Annotated in this window: 22 protein-coding genes and 2 pseudogenes; 8 read left to right on the top strand and 16 right to left on the bottom strand. The window is 41.8% G+C overall.

All coding sequences use genetic code 11. The features are described from left to right. Nucleotides 1–109: 109 nt before the first annotated feature. Complete coding sequence (locus PRUB_RS20210) at nucleotides 110–412, bottom strand: hypothetical protein (RefSeq protein WP_010385282.1); 303 nt, start codon at nucleotides 410–412, stop codon at nucleotides 110–112. A gap of 316 nt (nucleotides 413–728) precedes the next feature. On the opposite strand from PRUB_RS20210, the gene PRUB_RS20205 reads away from it, so the two are divergent. The 6 genes from PRUB_RS20205 to PRUB_RS20180 all read left to right on the top strand — a co-directional run bounded on the left by PRUB_RS20205 (nucleotide 729) and on the right by PRUB_RS20180 (nucleotide 6743). Next, the gene (locus PRUB_RS20205) at nucleotides 729–1874 is read left to right on the top strand and encodes an acyltransferase family protein (RefSeq protein WP_010385284.1); all 1146 of its coding nucleotides are present in this window, start codon (nucleotides 729–731) and stop codon (nucleotides 1872–1874) included. Nucleotides 1875–2048: 174 nt separating this feature from the next. Further along, nucleotides 2049–2798, top strand: a complete 750-nt coding sequence (locus PRUB_RS20200; RefSeq protein WP_010385286.1) for a substrate-binding periplasmic protein — start codon at nucleotides 2049–2051, stop codon at nucleotides 2796–2798. Nucleotides 2799–3269: 471 nt separating this feature from the next. Next, a complete protein-coding gene (locus tag PRUB_RS20195; RefSeq protein ID WP_010385288.1) occupies nucleotides 3270–3956 on the top strand; it encodes a phosphoribosylanthranilate isomerase in 687 nt (228 codons plus the stop codon). A 63-nt stretch (nucleotides 3957–4019) separates the two neighbouring features. After that, on the top strand, nucleotides 4020–4718 hold the full coding sequence (gene upp / locus PRUB_RS20190; RefSeq protein ID WP_010385290.1) for a uracil phosphoribosyltransferase: 699 nt from the start codon (nucleotides 4020–4022) through the stop codon (nucleotides 4716–4718). Then, complete coding sequence (locus PRUB_RS20185; RefSeq protein ID WP_010385292.1) at nucleotides 4715–5623, top strand: EamA family transporter; 909 nt, start codon at nucleotides 4715–4717, stop codon at nucleotides 5621–5623. The genes upp and PRUB_RS20185 overlap by 4 nt, the downstream gene beginning before the upstream one ends. A 31-nt stretch (nucleotides 5624–5654) precedes the next feature. Continuing rightward, nucleotides 5655–6743, top strand: a complete 1089-nt coding sequence (locus tag PRUB_RS20180) for an alkene reductase (protein ID WP_010385294.1) — start codon at nucleotides 5655–5657, stop codon at nucleotides 6741–6743. Between the two features lie 166 nt (nucleotides 6744–6909). Here the strand turns inward: PRUB_RS20180 and PRUB_RS20175 are convergent, their stop codons facing one another. The 13 genes from PRUB_RS20175 to PRUB_RS20115 form a co-directional block, all read right to left on the bottom strand. Continuing rightward, nucleotides 6910–7545 (bottom strand): HAD family hydrolase, encoded by a 636-nt coding sequence (locus PRUB_RS20175; protein ID WP_155946266.1) that lies wholly within the window; start codon nucleotides 7543–7545, stop codon nucleotides 6910–6912. A 142-nt stretch (nucleotides 7546–7687) separates the two neighbouring features. Further along, nucleotides 7688–8638 (bottom strand): RuvC family protein, encoded by a 951-nt coding sequence (locus PRUB_RS20170; RefSeq protein WP_010385296.1) that lies wholly within the window; start codon nucleotides 8636–8638, stop codon nucleotides 7688–7690. Nucleotides 8639–8752: 114 nt separating this feature from the next. Continuing rightward, on the bottom strand, nucleotides 8753–9076 hold the full coding sequence (locus PRUB_RS20165) for a hypothetical protein (protein ID WP_010385297.1): 324 nt from the start codon (nucleotides 9074–9076) through the stop codon (nucleotides 8753–8755). A gap of 809 nt (nucleotides 9077–9885) precedes the next feature. Further along, the gene (locus tag PRUB_RS20160; RefSeq protein WP_010385299.1) at nucleotides 9886–10215 is read right to left on the bottom strand and encodes a helix-turn-helix transcriptional regulator; all 330 of its coding nucleotides are present in this window, start codon (nucleotides 10213–10215) and stop codon (nucleotides 9886–9888) included. Between the two features lie 256 nt (nucleotides 10216–10471). Next, a complete protein-coding gene (locus tag PRUB_RS20155) occupies nucleotides 10472–10819 on the bottom strand; it encodes a hypothetical protein (RefSeq protein ID WP_010385300.1) in 348 nt (115 codons plus the stop codon). Nucleotides 10820–10937: 118 nt separating this feature from the next. Then, complete coding sequence (locus PRUB_RS20150) at nucleotides 10938–11627, bottom strand: hypothetical protein (RefSeq protein WP_010385301.1); 690 nt, start codon at nucleotides 11625–11627, stop codon at nucleotides 10938–10940. A 382-nt stretch (nucleotides 11628–12009) separates the two neighbouring features. Continuing rightward, nucleotides 12010–12330, bottom strand: coding sequence for a hypothetical protein (locus PRUB_RS20145; RefSeq protein ID WP_010385302.1), 321 nt, complete (start codon nucleotides 12328–12330; stop codon nucleotides 12010–12012). Nucleotides 12331–13068: 738 nt separating this feature from the next. Further along, nucleotides 13069–13482: a hypothetical protein gene (locus PRUB_RS20140; RefSeq protein ID WP_010385304.1), complete on the bottom strand. Its 414-nt coding sequence runs from the start codon at nucleotides 13480–13482 to the stop codon at nucleotides 13069–13071. A 395-nt stretch (nucleotides 13483–13877) separates the two neighbouring features. Next, nucleotides 13878–14204, bottom strand: coding sequence for a hypothetical protein (locus tag PRUB_RS20135; RefSeq protein ID WP_010385305.1), 327 nt, complete (start codon nucleotides 14202–14204; stop codon nucleotides 13878–13880). 64 nt (nucleotides 14205–14268) lie between these two features. Then, nucleotides 14269–14769, bottom strand: a complete 501-nt coding sequence (locus PRUB_RS20130; RefSeq protein ID WP_155946267.1) for a hypothetical protein — start codon at nucleotides 14767–14769, stop codon at nucleotides 14269–14271. A 447-nt stretch (nucleotides 14770–15216) separates the two neighbouring features. Continuing rightward, the gene (locus PRUB_RS20125) at nucleotides 15217–15603 is read right to left on the bottom strand and encodes a rod shape-determining-related protein (RefSeq protein WP_010385307.1); all 387 of its coding nucleotides are present in this window, start codon (nucleotides 15601–15603) and stop codon (nucleotides 15217–15219) included. A gap of 111 nt (nucleotides 15604–15714) precedes the next feature. After that, nucleotides 15715–16026 (bottom strand): hypothetical protein, encoded by a 312-nt coding sequence (locus tag PRUB_RS20120; RefSeq protein WP_010385308.1) that lies wholly within the window; start codon nucleotides 16024–16026, stop codon nucleotides 15715–15717. 177 nt (nucleotides 16027–16203) lie between these two features. Continuing rightward, nucleotides 16204–18135 (bottom strand): hypothetical protein, encoded by a 1932-nt coding sequence (locus PRUB_RS20115; RefSeq protein ID WP_198452398.1) that lies wholly within the window; start codon nucleotides 18133–18135, stop codon nucleotides 16204–16206. Between the two features lie 148 nt (nucleotides 18136–18283). Here PRUB_RS20115 and PRUB_RS26850 point away from each other — a divergent pair. Next, nucleotides 18284–18538: pseudogene (locus tag PRUB_RS26850) on the top strand (IS4 family transposase); the annotation flags it as partial. Between the two features lie 6 nt (nucleotides 18539–18544). Beyond that, a pseudogene (locus PRUB_RS26845) lies at nucleotides 18545–18905 on the top strand (IS4 family transposase); the annotation flags it as partial. Nucleotides 18906–18990: 85 nt separating this feature from the next. Here the strand turns inward: PRUB_RS26845 and PRUB_RS20105 are convergent. Both PRUB_RS20105 and PRUB_RS20100 read right to left on the bottom strand, forming a co-directional pair. Beyond that, complete coding sequence (locus PRUB_RS20105) at nucleotides 18991–19647, bottom strand: DUF4145 domain-containing protein (RefSeq protein ID WP_040645309.1); 657 nt, start codon at nucleotides 19645–19647, stop codon at nucleotides 18991–18993. 48 nt (nucleotides 19648–19695) lie between these two features. After that, nucleotides 19696–20751 carry a hypothetical protein gene (locus PRUB_RS20100; RefSeq protein ID WP_010386819.1) on the bottom strand — a complete coding sequence of 352 codons (1056 nt, stop codon included), beginning with the start codon at nucleotides 20749–20751 and terminating at the stop codon, nucleotides 19696–19698. Nucleotides 20752–21256: the final 505 nt, after the last annotated feature.

Here is a 21256-nt window from a genome sequence, read left to right as displayed (position 1 = left end):
TGAAAAAAGTTATCTACAAAAAAGTGTGCCGCACATCACAAGAGACGGCACACAATTGCACAAGATTGTCCGGACGTTGCGGCGCGCTTTACCCGCCAAGCCGCGTGCTTTAACTTTGTTTCAGCTTATCCCGGCGTAATTTTAGCAGCCAGGAGGATTTGTTCTTCTCCGCATCATAAAACACTGAGATGGTAAAAAAGAACATCAAAAACAAAATAATGTGGGCAGCCAGGCTGATGCCAAAGACAATCATACTGCCGATGTAGGTTGCAAAGGTGAAGCTCCACATACAGGCTAAAACAGTCATAATGTGAAAGCGGCTCACAGGGTCCGGGATATGCCGAAGCGGGTTTCTGGTGGAGTCAAAGATATAGGTGTAAGCGTCATATACTTTGAGTGCGAACTGTTTCATATCTACCTCACAGTCTGATATTAGTTCTCTCTTTATTACGAGAGGCACAGCACTTTAGATCTTAAGGCGGATAGCATCTCCCTTACATCTCAGTAAATCTTGGCTTGGCTGTGCGCGCAAGCTCCTTGAATTACATGACTTCCCCCACACCGCCCGCGAGCAATGCCCGCCACAACGCACTCTCTGCTTTGACCCTTTTAGGTATTCATAATATGCTAAAACCTGCAACAGCCAGACGCTGCTTCAGAGCATGATAATAAGTACAAAAATGGGCAGTCGATAGCTGGGAAACTCACGTCATAAAGGATTAATCAACATGGACAAATCTCGTTACTCGGAATTAGACTGGCTGAGAGTCTTATTAATTTTTGCGGTTTTTTTGCATCATGTGTTTATGCCATTTAACGGAGATGGCTGGCACGTCATGAACCGTGAATCAAGTAAGGTTCTCGATGATATCATGGTGTATTTTGAGCAAGTCAGACTGCACACCTTATTCTTCATCGCGGGGGCAGGATCGGTATTGCTACTTAATAAAGTATCAGCAGGCGCCTTCCTGACCACCAAACTGCATCGCTTACTTATCCCCCTCATCTTTGCAATGATGATTGTCGTACCACCCCAGGCTTACTTCGAGAACATTACTGAATATCAAAATTTAGCAGACGCATATCCTAACCTGATGTTTGCTTTTAATGCCAACCACCTGTGGTTTATCGAGTTTCTGTTTATCTTTATGTTGCTGGCTGTGCCGGTTAATTTAGCGCTCGGAGCATCATCTGGCCGCACGCTACTAAGCGCGCTGGAACGCATCGCGGAACATAAACATGGCCTGTTCTTGCTGGGATTAGGTGTCATTGGGGTGCGGCTGTGCCTTAAAACCGTTATGCCCTCACAAGACTCTAGCTTATTCAACCTGTCAGTCTCACTGTTCTTCTTACTGTTTTTTCTGGCTGGAATGTGCTTTATAAAAAGCCCTAAAATTTGGTTCGCCCTGGAGCACAACCGGGCAACCCATTTTAAGTGGTTGCTCTTTAGCTCAGTCGCTTTTTATGCCTGGTACTACAGACCTGACATTAGCGAATATGCGTCGGTAGAAATGCGCTGGCAACTCTGGTGGCTGATCAGTGCACTCGTTTCCTGGTCAGGCTTATTAACCCTCATCGGTTATGCCAGTGCATGGTTCAAAAAAACGCCCAACTGGCTGCGTTTGACTAATGAATTGATTTATCCCTTTTATATTGTGCATCAAACCGTGATTGTGGCGCTCGCATTTTACATTGTGCAGTGGGACGCCGGTATTGCCATCAAATCACTGAGCTTGTTGTTTTCGTCGCTCATCATTTGCGCTGCGATTTGTTATTTTGTCATCAGGCCATTTAACCTCACGCGTTACCTGTTTGGCCTGAAAACGACGCAATCAAAGGCCCATGAAGGCGCGAGATTGTCTGAGGAAAAGTAACTTTAACCTGTGCAGATGCGTGCCGGATACAAGCCTGGACTTGAATTGTGGCACGCATGACTAATCGACTCTGGACTATCACTTCTTTTATTCAGATAGCCCCAACTCGCCTATTTATGGTGGGCCAACTACACTACAAGAGTTCACCTTCGTCAGAACTCTGTCCGGAATAACATGATCTATCGTCTTTTAATCACGATTTTGCTTGTGCTCGTTACCCCTTCGGTGATGGGAACACCCAATTTTAAAGTGGTTTATTATGACGCTTTCCCACCTTATTCCTATAAAAACGAGGCAGGCCAGATGACAGGTATTCTGGTCGACATTGTCACTGAAGTCATTGAAAAACAAATGGGCCTGAATGTTGTGCATGAAGGCTACCCCTGGGGCAGAGCCCAAAGAATGGTGTTTAATGGACAGGCCGATGCTTTTATCTCTGTGCCCACCGATGCACGGCTTCAACACGTCAGTGTCTCAGATGCACCGGTATTTGTCGGGCCCATTAACCTGTTTACCTACCGCCATCACCCTGACCTGGACGTTCTTAAGCGTGTATCGGACACCGAAGACCTGCGCGCTTTTCAGATCCTCGACTATATAGGTAATGGCTGGGGAGAAGCAAACCTGCCGCAAAATCAATATACCCGCAGTCTGACCCCCAATATCTCGAATGCATTGCAAATGCTGGCAAAGAAAAGAGGCGATGTGGTGGTAACCGACAAAGTGGTGGCGCAGTATTTTGTCGCAAAGCACCAATTACAGGATGCAATCATAGAAATACCCACAACCCTGGACATCGTCTCTTTCTCACTGTGTATTTCTAATCAATCACCCCACCTCGGCGTACTGGAGGCGTTTTCAAAAAAGATAACCCAGTTTCGTCAGCAAGGAGGTGAGCAAGGTGTTTTAGAGCAATACCGCTAGCATTGGTCACAAGCAAACCGGGTGAGCACGGGCCCGAGTATATGCCCGAGCACTGACATCTCTCCTCATTCGCAACTACCCAGTCATGCCAACAGCTGAGTTAGCGATAACATTCCCCGCCCAAAGTCCTTCATTTAGATTGCTACACAGTAAAGACATCTCAAAAGTGCCACACTAACGCGATTACAATCCTGGCATCCCTCTCCCGCTCTCCATACGCCACCCAAAAAACAGGCTTTTTCTTTGCCCTGAGGGGCCGGAACCCGTACTTACAACGAGGAATCTCATCAAGCCAAAATTTCTTCCCAACATAACCACCTGAATTTAAATGAAAAAATGATTTTTACACAAAAAAACGAGAAAAAAACAAATATCTTTATACAAAGATACTTGACGGTATCAGAAATAACCTATATCTTTAACTCAAGATTCTTTAAACAAACTTAACTTTAAACAATTAGGAGATATACCATGAATAACATCACTAACATCATCCAAGTAGCTGGCATCATTGACCGTGAAGAAGCAGAACTGTGTCTGGCAGAAGGCATTGAATGGTTGGGTTTCCCACTACGTCTGCCATCTGGTAAAGACGACATCACTGAAGGTGACGCAATCAGCATCATCAAAGATCTCAGTGAACCTCAGGCAGGCGTTCTTATCAGCTACATGATAGACGCAGATGAAGTAAGCGGCTTCTGTTCAGAACTGGGTGTAAAAGCTGTACAGCTACATGGCGACATCAGCGTTGCTGAAATGAAAAAACTACGCGCACTTCGCCCTGACCTTTACATCCTGAAGAGCCTGGTTGTTAAGGAAGATAATGCTGATGAGCTACTGACCTTGGTTGATGAAGTGGCCGAGTACGTAGACATGTTCATCACAGATACCTTTGACCCTAAAACTGGTGCTAAAGGTGCAACTGGTCTGACGCATAACTGGGACGTAAGTGCTGAGCTGGTTCGTCGTTCGCCTAAGCCTCTGATGATGGCTGGTGGCCTGAATCCAGACAACGTGGCAGATGCAATCCGCAAAGTTAAACCTGCGGCCATTGACGCACACACAGGCCTGGAAGGTGCAAACGGTCGTAAAGACCGCGCTAAAGTCCAGAAGTTTATCAGTGAAGCGCAAAAAGCCTTCGCAGAAATCAATGCTTAATCATCATACCTGAGTCAGGTGCCTCACAAGCGCACCTGACTCTCATCACTAAGGAGAGATACCATGCTTGCAACTAACCTAAGGCCACTATCCAGACCCGACTATAACACTGCGAACGTTATTGAACTGGAGCAAACGGATCGACTGCACTATTTGCATACTAAGGTGCGCGATAAAACAGCCAACAAACGTCAGTTTACCTTTTACGCCGATCAGATCATTCGTCTGCTATTGGAAAAAAGCCTGGAAAGACTGAACTTTGAAGGACTGAATGTCACTACGCCGGTTGGCGAAACTTATGAGGGCAAACAATTTGCGAAGCCTCTGTGCGGTGTATCTGTGGTACGTGCAGGCGAAAGTATGGAAAACGAATTACGTCGCTTGGATCTCAATATTCCAATTGGGAAAATTCTCATCCAACGTGACCCAACAACCAAATTACCAAAACTCTATTATTCCAAACTGCCGGACAACGTTGAAAAGTTCCATGTGCTTCTTTTCGAACCAATGCTGGCAACAGGAGGCTCCGCCATTTGTGCCCTGGACGTGATGACCAAGGCCGGTGTTAAACCAGAAAACATCACCTTCGTAAACCTACTGTGCTCACCAGAAGGATTGCAAAAAGTCACTGCTCAATTCCCGGACGTCACCATAGTGACTTCGTCTATCGAGCAACGACTGAACGAACACGCCTTCATGATCCCCGGTATCGGAGACTTCGGCGACCGCTACTTTGGCACTACAGACCTGGGGGCTGTATGAGCAACAAACAGCTAATTTTTTGGATGGTGGTTGCGATGATCGCACCCACCATCTGGGGTAGCACTTATATTGTTACCACTGAACTTTTACCAGCAGACAAGCCACTGATTGCGTCCGTTTTACGGGCGCTACCAGCAGGCATTCTGCTGGTGTTACTGGGCCGTAAGCTACCACAAGGCGTGTGGTGGATGCGCTCCATCATTCTCGGTTTGCTCAACATCGGTGGCTTCTTTTACTGCTTATTTGTCGCCGCTTATTTACTACCAGGTGGTGTCGCAGCGTTAGTCATGTCATGCCAGCCAATCATTGTAATGTTACTTGGCGCACTGCTGTTAAAGAACAAGTTAAAAGCGCGTCAATTCGTCGCCTGTCTGATAGGCGCACTGGGTGTGTCTTTACTGGTACTTGAGCCCAATATGGAATTGCCAACCGCTGGCGTATTAGCAGGACTTGCAGGGGCAATGTCCATGGCCACAGGCATTGTATTGACCAAAAGATGGGGTAAACCCGAAGGTGTGTCTTTATACACATTCACCGGCTGGCAGCTGGTTGTCGGCGGCTTGTTTCTGCTGCCAATTGGCTTGGTACAGGAAGGATTCCCGACCGAGTTAACGCTCAACAATGTTATCGGCTACACCTATCTGAGCCTGATAGGCGCATTGGTTGCTTATGTACTGTGGTTCAAGGCGATTGAAAAGCTACCTGTGGTCACCGTGTCTTTCATCTCATTCGCCAGCCCATTATCAGCAACGTTGCTGGGTTACTTCATACTCGGCGAAGTACTGACATTCAGTCAGATACTGGGGGCCTGTGTCATCGTACTGGCAATAGCCGTGTCGCAGCAACAGCTGTTTAACCGAACACTTGCGAGTCCATCAACGGATAAGTCGCTTTCTAAGGCGTAACTCAGACTTTTAAATAATTAAGGATATTGCAATGAATACTTTATTTGACGCAACTCAATACGGCAGCATCAAAGCAAACAACCGTTTCGTTATGGCACCAATGAGCCGTAACCGTGCCACGGAACTTGGCCTGGCGACCCCTTTGATGGCGACTTACTACAGCCAGCGGGCAACCGCCGGACTCATTGTCACTGAAGGGATACAACCTAACCAGGTTGGTCAGGGCTACATGAACTCACCAGGCCTGCACACCTATGAACAGGCACAAAGCTGGTTACAAGTCACCGACGCCGTGCACGAAAAAGGAGGTAAAATCGTTGCCCAGTTTATGCACTGTGGTCGCATTGGCCACCCCAGCCTGTATCCCAGTGCACACCAGTCTGTTGCGCCCTCAGCGGTTACGGCAAATGGCCAGACATTTACGCCAGATGGCATGCAAGATTTTGCACCGCCTAGAGCGCTGAGCTATGAAGAGATCCAGGCGACCATTGCTGACTATGCTCAGGCCGCTAAATACGCCATACTCGGCGGATTTGACGGCGTTGAGATCCACGCAGGCAATGGCTTTTTACCGCATCAGTTTTTAGCCAACAACACCAATCTGCGTGACGATGAATACGGCGGCAGCATTGAGAACCGCATCCGCTTTACCCTTGAAGTAATTGCCGCCGTTGCCAATGCCATCGGCGCAGACAAAGTGGGCCTTCGTATCTCACCACATAACCAGTTCAATGACATTAATGAAACCGATACCCTGCCTTTATATCAGGCACTGATTGAGGCATTACCGACGAACCTGGCATACCTGCATATCATGGAAGCGGCGTGCCGTGAAACCAGTCAGCAGATCCGTGCATTGTGGCAAGGTCCTTTGATCCTTAACCCACATCAGTCATGGGAAGACGGCCCGGCAACACCTGCGATTGCCACTCAGGTACTGGAACAAGATCTGTGTGATGGCGTAGGCATTGGTGCCCTGTTTGTGGCTAACCCGGACCTGGTAGAAAGAGCCAAAGTGGGTGCTGAATATAACGAAGTAGATGACAGTAAGTTTTATGGTGGCGGAGCCGAAGGCTATACCGACTACCCGACACTTGAGGAGGCAGAATTGACCGCCTGAGTCTATTTTATGGTCTGACTCTCCTTTACTGACCGCAAGGGTGATTTATCACCCTTTTTTGCTTTGCCATTTAATAACACGAAACCTCTGCGAGGTACTTATCTGAACTAGCAAAGTTTGAAAACACCAAAAATTAAGTCAGTGTTTTTGGCCTTCGGGGTCTTAATTACAAGCCAATATAGGCCAATACTTCGTCTTGTTTTTCAAAATTCATAATCGACTGACTATGCTTGACTCTATCACCAACTAAAACAAAGTTAACACCAAGTGCTTTACACGCGTTCAAATCCCAGCTTCCATCACCGAAATAGGTAAATGATAAACGCACCTCCTTAACTGCTCTTTTTTCAGCAATTTTCATTATCTCGATTCTTGAGTAATGATCATTTGCAGAAGCAATGGGAATGTCTGAAATATCCATGCCAGCAGACGCCAACTTTAAGAGAGCGCTTTCATACCATCCACCTGTTGCAAGCGAAATTGAAACATTGTCGAGCTCCTTTAAACGGGCAATAAATGCAGCAGCCCCCGCTATTTCACTAACTGGTGTTTTTGCAAGTCGGGTTTGTATTTTCGATAGGAAAACACGCTTAATGTGCTCATGCGCACTTTGAGTATTTTCAATGTTCTTTTCTTGGAAAAACTGATTGAGGATCCCAGTGTCCGTTACATGTGTGTAGCGAGACCAGTTTGTATCAATCTCATATCCAGTCATTGTCTTAACGGCTTCAGCAAAACACTCAGAATCAAAATCATAGGATTCGATTAGCGTGCCATCAATATCAAACATGACGTGATTCACTGTGGAGGCTCCTTCTGTGTGTAACGCCCATATACGTGGAGCAAAATGCTTGATTTAAATGTGTAAAGTAGCGAATCAAACCTGGCATTTTAACACGATAACAAGCACACATTAGTTAGCTAAAATAAGCAAAGACCAACTGTCATTCCTTCCGCTTCAATGGCTGGTTTGGCAATTCATCTTTAAAAACAATTTTTTCTATAAGGCTTGTTTTGATTTTTTCGACTTGGCCGCTTGACTTATCTATGTACATTACCCAATCTTTGGTTTCTTGTATTAAGTAAGAGTCGTACACTTTTTCTTTGGTTTTGATGGATACAAATTCAAGCTTTGCGCCCCCTAAAGCAACGGGTATTTTAGGGTAAATGTATTTTGTATAGCTGCCTACCACCGTCCACAACACAAAGAACATTGCGATTATACCAAATACCACTTGATATATATTCTCATACTTTTCTTTCGTTTCTGGGTCTGTATAATTAGATTCAATTCCTAAACTCTTATCATCCTGACTCATAGCAATACCTACATAGCCAAAAAAGAAATACGTCGTTGCTTTCACAACCCCTGAAAACTCCGGAATATTCCAAGCAATCACTAGCGTAACGATAAGCATGGGTATTGATAACGCTCTTGAGAGAAAAGAAAGCGTCTTTTTAAGACGACTTTCATTGTCGCCTGGCATTAAAGCAATATCTAATATCGTAAAAGCGACGACAGCATGAGCTATAAGAGAGGCTAGAACCCCGATTAGAATAAGTGAATCCTTTGCATCTCTACCAATCTCAAACAGCTCTTTTCCATACAAGATTGCGTAAATAACATAAGGGAAAGAAATAACTCTCAGAGACCAGGGTAAAACCTTATCAATGGTGAGGCTTTTACTGACATTGGATAAGTTAACCCTAATTCCGGTGTATACAATACAGATAACGGAAAAACCTACTGCTCCAAACCCAGAGAGTATGTATTTAGCTTGAACTAACTGAAATTCATAACTTCCAAAGCTGGATAAATATGCATTATGAACAATAAATCCAACAACATATAAAACGGCAGGTATCTTTATCCAGTGCTTTTCTATTAAACCCAAAACCCAATCCTTTTGTAGTGCTTTCAGTCCTTAGCAGCGACGCCAAATAAAGCAGTTTAAGCTATTAAAGCCATAGTCTTTTTTCATGTATAGAAAGCTGTATCATCTACTCAATCAAACAACAGCTTTTCTTAGGTGCATAAAGTGAAAGTAAAAATAATATAACGCAAGCGCTGTGCCTAAGGGAAAAAATATCAACCAAACAAACGATAGCTTAAATAATAAGTTAAATGCCCAGCGTTTTTCCTTAAGAATAAAAAACCCACATGCAGATGAAGCAGAACATATAGCAATAACGACGAGGTTTAACGTGTATATTTCCCATGTTCCACCAGAGAAGGCCTCAAAATTATTTAAGGTCATGATAGCCATTCCCACTGCATTCATCCCCCCCAAGACCAAAAAAAACCAACCTAAAATTTTTCGATGCATATCCATGATACTCTCCTAAAGATAACGCCACTGCCTGAGGAACCCCAGATATTTTTATTTTAATTCGATGTAATGGCTACCTATGACATTGCTTATCTAGTTTACATTGTCAAAAAATAACCAAATAACAAGACTATGGGTAATTTCACCATACTACACTATACGCGATGTAAAAACTGCCTCAAATTCATGCTCGGTGCCTTAATCTCCCAACATGATAACCAGACAGCCATTTAATACGCACCCACAATGTAAAGGTAACCCAACCTTGCAGGTAACTAAGCTAATATACATTAAAGACAACTAAAGCAAGACGTTAGCAAGGAGCCGGCGCTAAATCTTGGCTAGCACCTAAAAAGGAAAAATTAGACTAAGTGGATCTGTAATTATTAAAAAGACAGGATGTAGCTTGTTGGCTCAAAAGCCAACTGAAAGAGCTGACTTCGGTGTTCAAATTTTATACCTCTGCCATGCTCGGTATATCATTAGCCAACAACGTAAAACAAGCAAAGCGAAATAAAAGCTGGCAACAAGAAAGATATAAGCCTGTGAACTAAAGTGTTTGATAACTGCTTAATGTCGCGAATTTTTACCCGACTAATCGTATTAAAAATATGTTTAGCATGACATAAGTATACCGCCTAAACACGAGGTATAGAATAGCTTACCAGACAACAGCAACCAGCTGAAACAACACAGCAGTAGACACCCCATCAACGGAATCACTGCCCCACGCATTTAGCATTCGTCTGACTGGCAAGAAATACTTCGCAAAAAAGAATTCAGCCAAATAATTCCCCCCAGGTTTAGGCGCTTTACACTGTTAGAATAAAAGCTATTAAAAACGCTAAACTAAATGAAATAAGCGTCAATTTTTTATCCATATTAGAGATTTTGTACTTCACTACGCCTGCGAAAGTCGGTTCGACTTCCTTCTGATACGCTTCACCTACTGAAAGGTCGCTTATCTGGATATCAAAAGTAGCACAAATAGATTTTATCGATTCAGGCGACGCTACTCCGGACTTTTCAATACGCTGAATCGTTCTCAAGCTAATGCCACTGGCTTCTGCAAGATGAGACTGGCTCCAAGCTTTAGACGCTCGCAGTTGCTTTAGTTTTGCTTTGTCTAATTTCATTTCCATTACCGCTTCCTCTGATATAAAAGTTCATACCATTATCCAGAGGAATCCTATGTTTAGATACGACATCAGTGTGACAACACTAGGTCATTGTTACGTCATGTGTGTACAACGCATTACATAACAGACTAATAATACTGGCTAAGTTAGCGAGTGAGGTTTTTGCGAGGACATCTACCTGAGAACTGCAGATAAGCAAAGAATGAGCACAAGCCTGCCGTTTTGTTTCCTTGAGTGGAGCGGTTGTTAGCATTGCTGCTTACTCCGTTCTGACATTCGGTAATCCTAACTTTTTAACTAGTGCTGTAAATTGCGCTTTTGTATATGGCCCAAAAACAAACTCATCGGCCTCAGCAAACTTGTGATCTTTAGCCTTATCAATGTAGTAAAAAGCGCAAGATTTATGTGGACAAGCATAAACTGAAATATATTTTTCATTAGTTTTAACAAGTTCAGGCTCATCAACGCGCCCAATATACCCGCCTTCACCAAGCCTGTATCCTAGCGTTTTAGCACCATCAATGTAGTAAATTTCATACGGTGGCTCTTCCCAAACTGGCGAGCAGCCAACTAGAAATAAAGACAACAAAACCAGAAATGCTCTCATACAATTCTCTGCATGCTAACGCCTCACTAATGCGCACATAAATGCTTGGCTAAAATTAAGACCAGGAAGCACAAACCAAGTACTTCGTGTCCTTTTGAGTAACTTTCTAGATAACGAGCTACACCGAACTATAAAGAAGAATATAGGTAAGCATTTGTGGCTGCCCATCAACAACAATGTTTACATCGTAATAAATTATGTGCTTTTGTTCATCAAGCTTGGTACCTATAGCAAATTTAATTGATTTAAAGTCAGACTCAGATTGCATGTGCTTAAATGACCATTGTTTTCCTTTCCACCGGCCTGTTGCCGAACTAGCCTTATTTTGATTAATTTCTTTGTAGGTATTAAGGGTCGTCTTAGCTATCTCAATTTGATTTGATTTTACGTTAAATTCGAGCCTATTGTGGGGAGGCGATGCTGGTAGCCCCATGATCTCGACATTGCCACTCGATGATAAAGCAAATTTCAACCTTGTCTCTGCTGTTTTAACTAATTGCATCTTTTGTGATTCGGTGAGGAAATACTCGTATTCTTTTTTTGTAATGCCAAAGTTCTTATGAAACGCTAATGGCTTACCTTTTTCAGCTGTTGATACGTATGCCCGAAACCAATCAGGATGTTCTTTAAATGAGTTTTGTAAACGAATTCCGATTTCTTCTACCTCTTTCGAAGTAGACAAAACCATTACATCAGCAATAACCACTCTACTCTGTGGAACATATGGCGCAAGTTCTCCAAAACCAGAAGCTAAGCCTAACTTTGAGAAAAGTACAATTGATATAAGCGCAATTTTTAAAATATGCATACGATCTTAATCTCCACCTGGCGCTCTTTGGTTACAGCGCTTTTTATAAGTAATTTATTAAGACAAATAGGAAAATCCCAAAAACTACGAGAGAACCAATTAGAGTTTCAATACTCATGCATATACAATCCATCACTAACCCATCTTCATGCGGGTAGTTATATGGATACCTTCCTAATGTTGCGATCTTACAAATAAACCAACCTGCGTAATAGCAGACTGTATTGATTAGAAAGCCTACAATTATTCGTAAAAAAATTTGTAGAGTGATTTCAAACACACGACTTCTTCTTACCTATAACACCTTGCTATGGGGCGACCAATTGAGCGATTTAAACGCCCAGCAGAGTGCCGCAATCCCGACGTGCACTTGAGCAACTTGCTAAAAGTTGCCTGCTAAGATGCCCGCCATGATTAATAGTGCCAAACCTAGCATGAACCAGTTTCCGAACTTACGACTGGCATTAGATTCTTCGGCGCTGATCGGCTGCATTGGAAGTAACGCTACCTCACAGAAGCGACCTGCCAGCCAAATGAAAGGTATGGCCACTAAAACATCAATATTATTGCTGAGAAAGCATACATAAATTGTCAGCGCTATTGCCAGCCAGGAAACTACAAACGGCCAGGCTGATTGAAAACCAAATCGATACTTTGAGTGAACGTAACTCAGCTTGCCGCAGCTACTACATTTTGCTGGCATATCGGAACCGCACCAAAACTTGGCCCAGATACCTATTCCTTTATTCTGACAGTGCGGGCACTTAAACATAGGGGCCTTTAACAGTGTATTCGTGAGATTGCCAGTTAAAGCCTGTTTCTAGAATCTTGGCCGCTCACCACTTATTAGCTTTATTCGTAACAAGAATAATAACATAACACACTGACCCCTTGCCTTGAAGCCTGCTGCTGCCTGTAAAAAACGAGCCTTGATCAACCCCCTAGTTCAACCCTGATGTTCTTTTATAGCCATCACAATAAAAAAGATTGCAACAATAATAAATAGAATTCCGAATGAAAAAGTTGATATGGCGATTATAGCTGTCACTTTCATATTCTGCCTTAAAACATAGTGCTTCAGTATTCCTACTTATGCAACACGCATGCTCTATGAGCTGAACTGTTGCCTGAGCAACGTATTTATGGGCAAAATTAGACCCATTTCCTCCTATTTGGCAAAGTACCGATGCAACCTGAATTGCTCAACTTTACCGATTATTATATTGACTGATTAGCGAGGGTACCCGCCTAAAAATATCCGATAAGCTAACGTGCCTGTTGCTTGCAATCAGCAGTAACAGTCCCCTCAAGCCCATAGAACTTAAACTGAAGATAAACGACGCATCACCCTGCTCACGAATTTTAAATTGGATGTCTGTGAAAAGTACTGACGGGATAGCGAATCAAACCAGGTATTCTGGTTCCGCACATGACGTGCTTACTAGCATTTAGCTGCGCTTTTAGATAGCGCTTTTAGCATGATAAAAGGTAAACAAACTAATAAAGCAGGGCCGATCATCATAAAGTTACTTTGAAAACTGATACCAAATGCGTATACAGGAAGCATGGCCAACGGTAAAAACACTATATCTTGTGTTGAACCAATTAAAACGGAATATAAAACAGCTTTTCTAACACTCACCTTATCAAGGTACTCAAACGCCAGCAAACTTCCGATAAAGAAAATCATGGTGATAGTAAACATTTGATCGTAGCCACCACTGGTTAAAAACTTCAAACTTTCAACATTAGAGCAAAAATTATCAGACGTAAAAGCACAATGCATAATTGACGCTACGAGTTTTGAAGAATACCCAGCAGTAATAGAGAGTAAGAGCGCTAACCAAATTTTCATTATTATTTTTTTCAACGGTGGTCATTCCAATTAAACGCTAACGCTAGTATCTGAGGAATCCTCAGATAGTTATATTTTATGAAGATACTCTGCATTGTTTTATCTAGCTTGTATCTCATCTAAAACGAACCAGATATCGATGGAATGCGTGATGTCATCATCCTATACGATATATTCTGAAAAACTTTCCCAATCCATACTGAATGTCTTAATTCATTCGTATTTGTGCTCTGGCTATTCCCGCTACAAGCATAACTTTCTACTCTCGGGCCCATTGAACACGATTATAAACTAGGTGACATATCATATACACAGAAATATTGGGGAAGGTACCTACGAAAAATACTCAAGCTATATTTCTCGAATTCAACCCCTTATTACAAAGCCTATACAATTTAGAATGTTTTTATGTCAACAACACCATTATTGTTCGTTAAAATGATCCCATAAACATTACATAAAAAAGCTGTATTGAAAGCAACATTTGGCAACACCAAAAACCAAGTTAACAAATAAGTTTTGGTTTTTACCAAAGTTACCGACTGCTGAGATACTTTCGTTATTCTATAGCCATCTTTAATCTGTGCTTGTGTTTCTTGAAGTAAAGGTTCAGGAACGTCTTTTAATTTTGCCCGAGAGAAAGCACTTAGCCTCCAACGGTGGACTATAGAAAAAACAGTATTAACAACAAGTAAGCAAAGAAAAAAGCTAGAAGCTTCCATTTTTATACGCAACCTTTATAACGTCGGACTCATAGCATACCAGCCTCTGACCAGTTTGTTAGCTTTACTTTATAAGCTTACCGTTAAGTTTTAAGCTAAAACTCAGTTTAATTTGGTGCAACGGAATATCTTTATAACCACCACTCTGAAAAACATGAAGATTTCCGTGTGACTCTGCATAGTAAAAGCGTTCACCATTTTTAATAATATCAAAGTCTTTTAGGCTTATTGGCGCTTGTCTCTTTAATAGCTCAAAACACTCGGGCAAATACAATTCTAATCTTTCTTTTGTTGCTGATGTGAATTCAAGAGAGCTACGTTTATACGAAACGCCAGAGCCAACCTCTCTTAACTGCCAGCTATTACCACGGGCTGCACACATTGCATCGTAATAGCGCTCGCATTTCATTGTGCGTGAAAAGCGTAGGCCATTCTTTAACTCAAGTTCAAAAAGTAGCTTTTTATCAATAACCTTAGGTTTTCTTTCAAACTGAGCATCAATGCATGGTGCGATACCACACCCTGCAAGAGTTAACATTGAAGCAACAAATATCATTCTATGCATAATTTAAAGCAAAGTTAATGCCGCCAAACACGCAATGTGCTGGCATAGCTTTTTGCGTTAGGAGCTTGTCATGTTTCACTTAGATACCACTATGTGAAACGACTAAAATTACAAAAGCCACACTAAAAATGCAGACCAAAACGACAGATTTGATTAGCGACATTATGTGATTTTTCCAACCTCTTAACTTAAAAGAGCGACGCCAAATTAAAGTTATTGAAACCAAACCAACGACAAATGCTGCGTAAACAAAATAACGACCAATAGAAAAGTAGATATTAGCGGTTTCAGGTATGAAAAGTAGCATCGTGCCCACTGAACACAATGTAAGACACAACATACCAAAAAGTTTATCTAATCTATCTTCTGCCATTGAACTCTAGTAAAGCATAAAGCTTTGTTAAGGGGCAATTACCAGTGAGCTCACGAGCGAACTTGAGCAACTTGTCATACACAGTCCCACTCCGTAAACTTTCGGTTTAAGGTTTGTGCTTTAGTTAACTTAGAATTGCTGTTAGGCACCAATACTTCGCGTGCACCAGCGCCAAACGCAGCCTCTCTAAACGCCCTGATTTCTAAGCTAATGTATCCACCTTCAACTGACTCTAACAAGTGAACGATAGCTGTATGCTCTTGCCATAAGAAACGTCGAGGAGTTAATTCCTTTGCAATACTTCTGAAGCAGTCCTCTATTTCCATAAAATTACCCATTAATGTTTTTGGGTGATTTAAGGCACTACAAAGTTTAGTTATTGATTTGTCTTCCTCAACAAAAGTTGCGGTCACTTGACCTCTTGTGACTTGATAATATAAATGACGCTTAATCCAGAACACGAAACCTCCCTTAGGTGTATAACCCTTGCTAACGGGCGATAACGCGATACCACCCAACTTTAAATTTGTGCCCTAAACACTGAGGCTGATTTGAATGAAAGTGACCAAGCGTTAGGAATCCCTGTTAAGCGATTTGTAATTTTTATCTTGTCTCCATACCTTGATTGACTCTGTTACTAAGCCAAGCAAGCCTTGTTCTTTAATGTTTCTAGGGTGATTGTACTCAGCTGTGCCGGCAATTGCTTCAGCTAAGCTTTCTATAAATATAACGCCGTGAGCACAGTAATTAGCTTTTTCGCTAGCGTTTAATTGAACAACCGCTGAGAAACTAAAAAAGCCGCTATGACAATAAACATCTATGTAGTATTCGCCCTCGTGCTTTAACAGAAACCACTCAGAAGGTTTAATTTCAATAACTTCCATTTTATGCCTCCAAGAAAACGCCCAATTAAGGTGTGAAGCACGCGACCACTTCACTCAACTTGACCACCGTAAACACAAAACTCAACCCAAACCAAAAATGCCAAGCGTGCTGAATCACTCTTAAATTGTTTGTTAAGCATTATTTTGAGAAGCCATCGTTGAATTGTTTGTTAAGCATTATTTTGAGAAGCCATCGTTGAATTGTTGGTGGATCTTTGACAGTTCAATCTCTTCTAGAGGCACATCTGCGCCGGGCATTTCATTGCCCTTATAATTTATATTTCCATACGGAAAAACATATGGATTTTCTTCGGTAATTTCAGAAAGATTGATGTCAATTAACAGCTTTGATTTTGGACATCTCGTACTTCGAAAACCATTGCCATTTACATAGGGCATCTTTTTGATTGCTTGAGCCAGTATATTGTTAGAATAACGTAAAAACTCACTATTAACAAATATGTACGACTGGTTTTCTAAAGTTTCTCTGCCAACAAAAGCTATAAAACTGATGTTTTTGTACAGTTCATTGAACTCAAAGACAACAGGACGATTAAGCCCAAGTTGCTCAATATCATTAAACTGACATTTTCCACTGGATAATAAATCGAGCAGCTCTAATGTAGTTATCGATAACTGGAAAGCTCCAAGGTTATGCATTGTATTCTTGTGATGTTCAGGAACGCGTCCCTCTTCCATGCAGTAAACGATTCCATTGTTTGGTGAAATAGAACCCTTATAGTCCCTATTACAAGCATACTTCTTGTTGATTTTTATTAATTTGCTTTTGACACCCTGAATCAACGGCTTCACTTGCTTACTTAACTCTACAGAGCGAGTTTGCCCGACTGACATTTTAGACTGTATGCGAGCTATTTCTTTATCGAGTTCAATTTCTGTCTTAGTCAACAAACCACCTTTCGGACCGCTAACGTCGACAAACAATATGTCTTCAAGAGAGTCATTTACATCGTCTGAGATTACATAATCAGGAGTATGATAGCTCTCAAGTTGTGACATTTTTCGAAGAGAAAGGTAACGGCTGTTTCCTCCATTTTTTATCTCCTCCTCATAACGTTCTATATCTGAGTCTTTTAATCTAAATTTCTTTAGCAAGTATTCACCTGCAAACTCTTCACTATTCATTGAAGCCTCATTTTGAGCAAACACCATAATGCCTAACGCCTCAATCTCTTCTAGAGGCACATCTGCGCCGGGCATTTCATTGCCCTTATAATTTATATTTCCATACGGAAAAACATATGGATTTTCTTCGGTAATTTCAGAAAGATTGATGTCAATTAACAGCTTTGATTTTGGACATCTCGTACTTCGAAAACCATTGCCATTTACATAGGGCATCTTTTTGATTGCTTGAGCCAGTATATTGTTAGAATAACGTAAAAACTCACTATTAACAAATATGTACGACTGGTTTTCTAAAGTTTCTCTGCCAACAAAAGCTATAAAACTGATGTTTTTGTACAGTTCATTGAACTCAAAGACAACAGGACGATTAAGCCCAAGTTGCTCAATATCATTAAACTGACATTTTCCACTGGATAATAAATCGAGCAGCTCTAATGTAGTTATCGATAACTGGAAAGCTCCAAGGTTATGCATTGTATTCTTGTGATGTTCAGGAACGCGTCCCTCTTCCATGCAGTAAACGATTCCATTGTTTGGTGAAATAGAACCCTTATAGTCCCTATTACAAGCATACTTCTTGTTGATTTTTATTAATTTGCTTTTGACACCCTGAATCAACGGCTTCACTTGCTTACTTAACTCTACAGAGCGAGTTTGCCCGACTGACATTTTAGACTGTATGCGAGCTATTTCTTTATCGAGTTCAATTTCTGTCTTAGTCAACAAACCACCTTTCGGACCGCTAACGTCGACAAACAATATGTCTTCAAGAGAGTCATTTACATCGTCTGAGATTACATAATCAGGAGTATGATAGCTCTCAAGTTGTGACATTTTTCGAAGAGAAAGGTAACGGCTGTTTCCTCCATTTTTTATCTCCTCCTCATAACGTTCTATATCTGAGTCTTTTAATCTAAATTTCTTTAGCAAGTATTCACCTGCAAACTCTTCACTATTCATTGAAGCCTCATTTTGAGCAAACACCATAATGCCTAACGCCTCAATCTGAGGAATCCCCAGATAATCATTCTTAAAATCAATGTGATGGACACGCACGGCATTGTTTGATCTAATTTATTTCGCCAAAAACTAACCAGATAACAACACCATGCGTGATACCAACATCCTACACGATATGCTCAGAAAAAACTGCCCCCATATTCATGCTCGGCGCCTTGACTCATTAATGCTGGCAACTGAGGCTTTGCTTGATAGCAATCAACTTTCTCTTACTGAGCGGGGTCGAAATATGAAAGGCCCTGTCGCTGCAAAACACAACATTAAACGTATGGACCGACTGCTTGGCAACACAGCCATGCATAACGATCGGCATGCTATTTACCGCTTCCACGCGCGCCTGATATGAGGCGCTAATCCCTTGCAAATCGAAGAAAGCTTTCGAGACCTGAAAAGCCCCCAATACGGTATGGGCCTGAGACATAGTAAAAGTCGATGCCCCAACCGGCTCGATATACTGCTATTACTCGCCCAGTGTTTTTCAAGTGAGAGCGACCATTATTCTCTGGTGGATCGGCCTGTATGCTCAGCACTCAAATTGGCAACGAAAGTTTCAGGCAAATACCATCAGAGATCGTGCTGTGCTGTCGACTGTCAGGCTTGGCAAAGAGGTCAGGCGACGAAGCGATTATGTTATGACGGGGAAGCAACTACTCTGGGCTATACGCGAATACGTGCGCTTGATACATCGGCTTGGGAGGCCTCAATTATGAGGGGATCCCCCAGCGCCTCAATAACCGGCGCAGCTTTGCTGCGTCCGGCGCCGAAGGCGCGTAGTTTATTGACTTGTTACATGCTTTATGAATCTCGCTTTTCAATTGCTTCCACGGCTCCTTTGGGAAGCTTTTCGTAAAGTTCGGCTATTCGTTTAGGCTTTGATATTCGATCTTCAATAATTTCATTGATCAAATGAAAGATTGCAATTGCAACGGAATCGACGTCGCCCTTATTTAATTCTCCAGGGTGAACGGCGTTATTTCCGACTACTCTAACGACATCTAATGCTTGCTGTATTTGAACAGGAAGCCCATCCGAAACCATAGAGCCTATATCTTTGTTAATATTGCCCGACGTATAGCCCAGATCTTTACAAAGCTTCTGAACTACCAAGCGTAATAAAGCACAAGCTCCTCTACTAGATGTACCAACAATTGCACGAGCTTCTAAATAGTCTTCTTTTACATCATCCGGCATTTCAGGATGGGGCATAGGTGCAGAAGAGGCCTCTGGCAAAATCATATACCCATCGCATGGGCTTCCCTCATTATCATAATCAAGCACCCACCAGTATGAGTCATTTTCACAACATGAACACCTACAAGCCCAAATTCTTGTTCTTTCAGTTCGGTGATAAATGTAACTATCGGTATAGCTCCATTTCATATTTGAAAAGGCTTCGCAATGAGGGCAATTAAAAGCACTGCTTAGAATTGTAGGTGGAACATATTTACTCATAAATTCTCCATGTGCTGATTTGCATGTAACGCCAAGCTAAGCGGCGCGTCAGCGTCCGCTTGAGCTTTTTGTTATCTCTTTTTTGTCTTTTGACTCTAGGATGGTTGTGTCATATTTTGGTTTACTTAGTTCCAAATTGTCCACCACGTGAGACATACCCTTTTGTTCAATACGGTCAGCAACAATGGACCAAAGTCTCTGACGTGTTTCTAGATCAATAATTCCATCCATTCCGGCATGCTCATTACCAAACAACATGGCATAACCAATTAACACATAGGCCATTTTTGATTTCTTGAGACCTGAAAAATCAATTTTATTCCAAATGTCGCCGGGAGAATTAAACTGTGCTTTAGTAGTTAGAGTCAAAAGATCTCTGACTACATATTGAGCAAATAACTCCTCGAAGTTATCTGGGCTTAGATTTCCTTCAAGTTCCTTAGCGATAACTTCAATTTCGTTTAGAAACGATAGTATCTGAACGACACTATAGTTATTAATCTCTTTTTCTTGACGTATTTTCAGAGAAAGGTATAAGTCATCCTCCTTGCTAAATGCAGGATAAAGAGAATGGTAAATAGCCTCCCAGTGCTTATCTACATTAAAAACTGTTTGATTCGCCCGAAGGCTAGACAAAAGACCAAAAGGCATCGCCGATCTTGAAATTACTGGACCCCAACTTACATTTCTACGTAAGTTAGAATCCATTTCAACTTTTCTATCTTTTTCAGGGTCGTAATAAATTACAACTTTTTCGTTTTTAATGTAGGCATCTCCATTGACGATACCTACTCTTAAAGAGTTATAGCCGACGGTAATAACCCAGTCGCCATCCTTAATATCGTAAATAAAGTTCTTTATCTGATTGAAGCTTACGGACTCTTGGCGTTTACTTGATTTTTTTATCTGTGACTTTTTAGCCACAATATCTTTCAGCCAACCTTCTTCAGGTAAGAATTTCTCACGATCCTCGATTGTTATTCCGAGGCTATTCAAATGCCCCAAAGCCATCAGACCATTTCTTGTAAAATGATCGTAATACAACCCTCCATCTGCTCTCACAACCCAGTATCTTCTTTCACTTGGGACTTCATATATTCTCATTTGTATTCCTTAGCTCAGGGCCGATAGAGAGATAACAGTGTATTAGCGTGAATGCCGGTTAAACCCCGTCCACAAAGTTCAACCAACTCATCGTCAAACTAATTTATTCACTTTAGTAACAAAAACCTACCACCAACCCCCCTTGTCTTCAAGTCTATTGCCGTCTGTAGAAAACGAGACTTGGTATTAGCGAGACTTACGGTCTCGTTATGTAAAACTACTAGTTCTATGAATTTCATGTACTTAAAAATAGTTGCGGCATAAACGAGACTTGAGAATTCGGAGAAAGCGAGAATTACGACTGATAAAATGCGCTCCAGTACTTATACCTGTATAAATAAACAGAACATATGAATTCTCAAAAGGGCTTTATCTACGCGCACCAAAACCAGTGGCTGGCCTCTAGGTTGTTCTGATAGGTAGCCAATAAGCTAATCAAACTTTTCCTTGCCGTCGGCATAATCAGCCATGCTCAAACCCATTGAGTGTAGGCTGAAGATAAACG

Origin of the sequence: Pseudoalteromonas rubra (assembly GCF_000238295.3) — a bacterium.
GTDB classification, from domain to species: domain Bacteria; phylum Pseudomonadota; class Gammaproteobacteria; order Enterobacterales; family Alteromonadaceae; genus Pseudoalteromonas; species Pseudoalteromonas rubra.
The sequence above is the reverse complement of the archived record's forward strand: the minus strand, read 5'-3'. Positions and strand labels throughout refer to the sequence as shown.

Bases quoted from the DNA above. Each gene is read 5' to 3' on its own strand.
- upp (WP_010385290.1), top strand. From the start codon at position 4,020: ATGCTTGCAACTAACCTAAGGCCACTATCCAGACCCGACTATAACACT.
- PRUB_RS20165 (WP_010385297.1), bottom strand. From the start codon at position 9,076: ATGGATATGCATCGAAAAATTTTAGGTTGGTTTTTTTTGGTCTTGGGG.
- PRUB_RS20115 (WP_198452398.1), bottom strand. From the start codon at position 18,135: ATGAATAGTGAAGAGTTTGCAGGTGAATACTTGCTAAAGAAATTTAGA.
- PRUB_RS20105 (WP_040645309.1), bottom strand. From the start codon at position 19,647: ATGAGTAAATATGTTCCACCTACAATTCTAAGCAGTGCTTTTAATTGC.
- PRUB_RS20120 (WP_010385308.1), bottom strand. From the start codon at position 16,026: ATGGAAGTTATTGAAATTAAACCTTCTGAGTGGTTTCTGTTAAAGCAC.
- PRUB_RS20145 (WP_010385302.1), bottom strand. From the start codon at position 12,330: ATGCCAGCAAAATGTAGTAGCTGCGGCAAGCTGAGTTACGTTCACTCA.
- PRUB_RS20100 (WP_010386819.1), bottom strand. From the start codon at position 20,751: ATGAGAATATATGAAGTCCCAAGTGAAAGAAGATACTGGGTTGTGAGA.
- PRUB_RS20150 (WP_010385301.1), bottom strand. From the start codon at position 11,627: ATGCATATTTTAAAAATTGCGCTTATATCAATTGTACTTTTCTCAAAG.
- PRUB_RS20130 (WP_155946267.1), bottom strand. From the start codon at position 14,769: ATGCATAGAATGATATTTGTTGCTTCAATGTTAACTCTTGCAGGGTGT.
- PRUB_RS20195 (WP_010385288.1), top strand. From the start codon at position 3,270: ATGAATAACATCACTAACATCATCCAAGTAGCTGGCATCATTGACCGT.
- PRUB_RS20180 (WP_010385294.1), top strand. From the start codon at position 5,655: ATGAATACTTTATTTGACGCAACTCAATACGGCAGCATCAAAGCAAAC.
- PRUB_RS20205 (WP_010385284.1), top strand. From the start codon at position 729: ATGGACAAATCTCGTTACTCGGAATTAGACTGGCTGAGAGTCTTATTA.
- PRUB_RS20160 (WP_010385299.1), bottom strand. From the start codon at position 10,215: ATGGAAATGAAATTAGACAAAGCAAAACTAAAGCAACTGCGAGCGTCT.
- PRUB_RS20135 (WP_010385305.1), bottom strand. From the start codon at position 14,204: ATGGAAGCTTCTAGCTTTTTTCTTTGCTTACTTGTTGTTAATACTGTT.
- PRUB_RS20155 (WP_010385300.1), bottom strand. From the start codon at position 10,819: ATGAGAGCATTTCTGGTTTTGTTGTCTTTATTTCTAGTTGGCTGCTCG.
- PRUB_RS20200 (WP_010385286.1), top strand. From the start codon at position 2,049: ATGATCTATCGTCTTTTAATCACGATTTTGCTTGTGCTCGTTACCCCT.
- PRUB_RS20210 (WP_010385282.1), bottom strand. From the start codon at position 412: ATGAAACAGTTCGCACTCAAAGTATATGACGCTTACACCTATATCTTT.
- PRUB_RS20140 (WP_010385304.1), bottom strand. From the start codon at position 13,482: ATGAAAATTTGGTTAGCGCTCTTACTCTCTATTACTGCTGGGTATTCT.
- PRUB_RS20185 (WP_010385292.1), top strand. From the start codon at position 4,715: ATGAGCAACAAACAGCTAATTTTTTGGATGGTGGTTGCGATGATCGCA.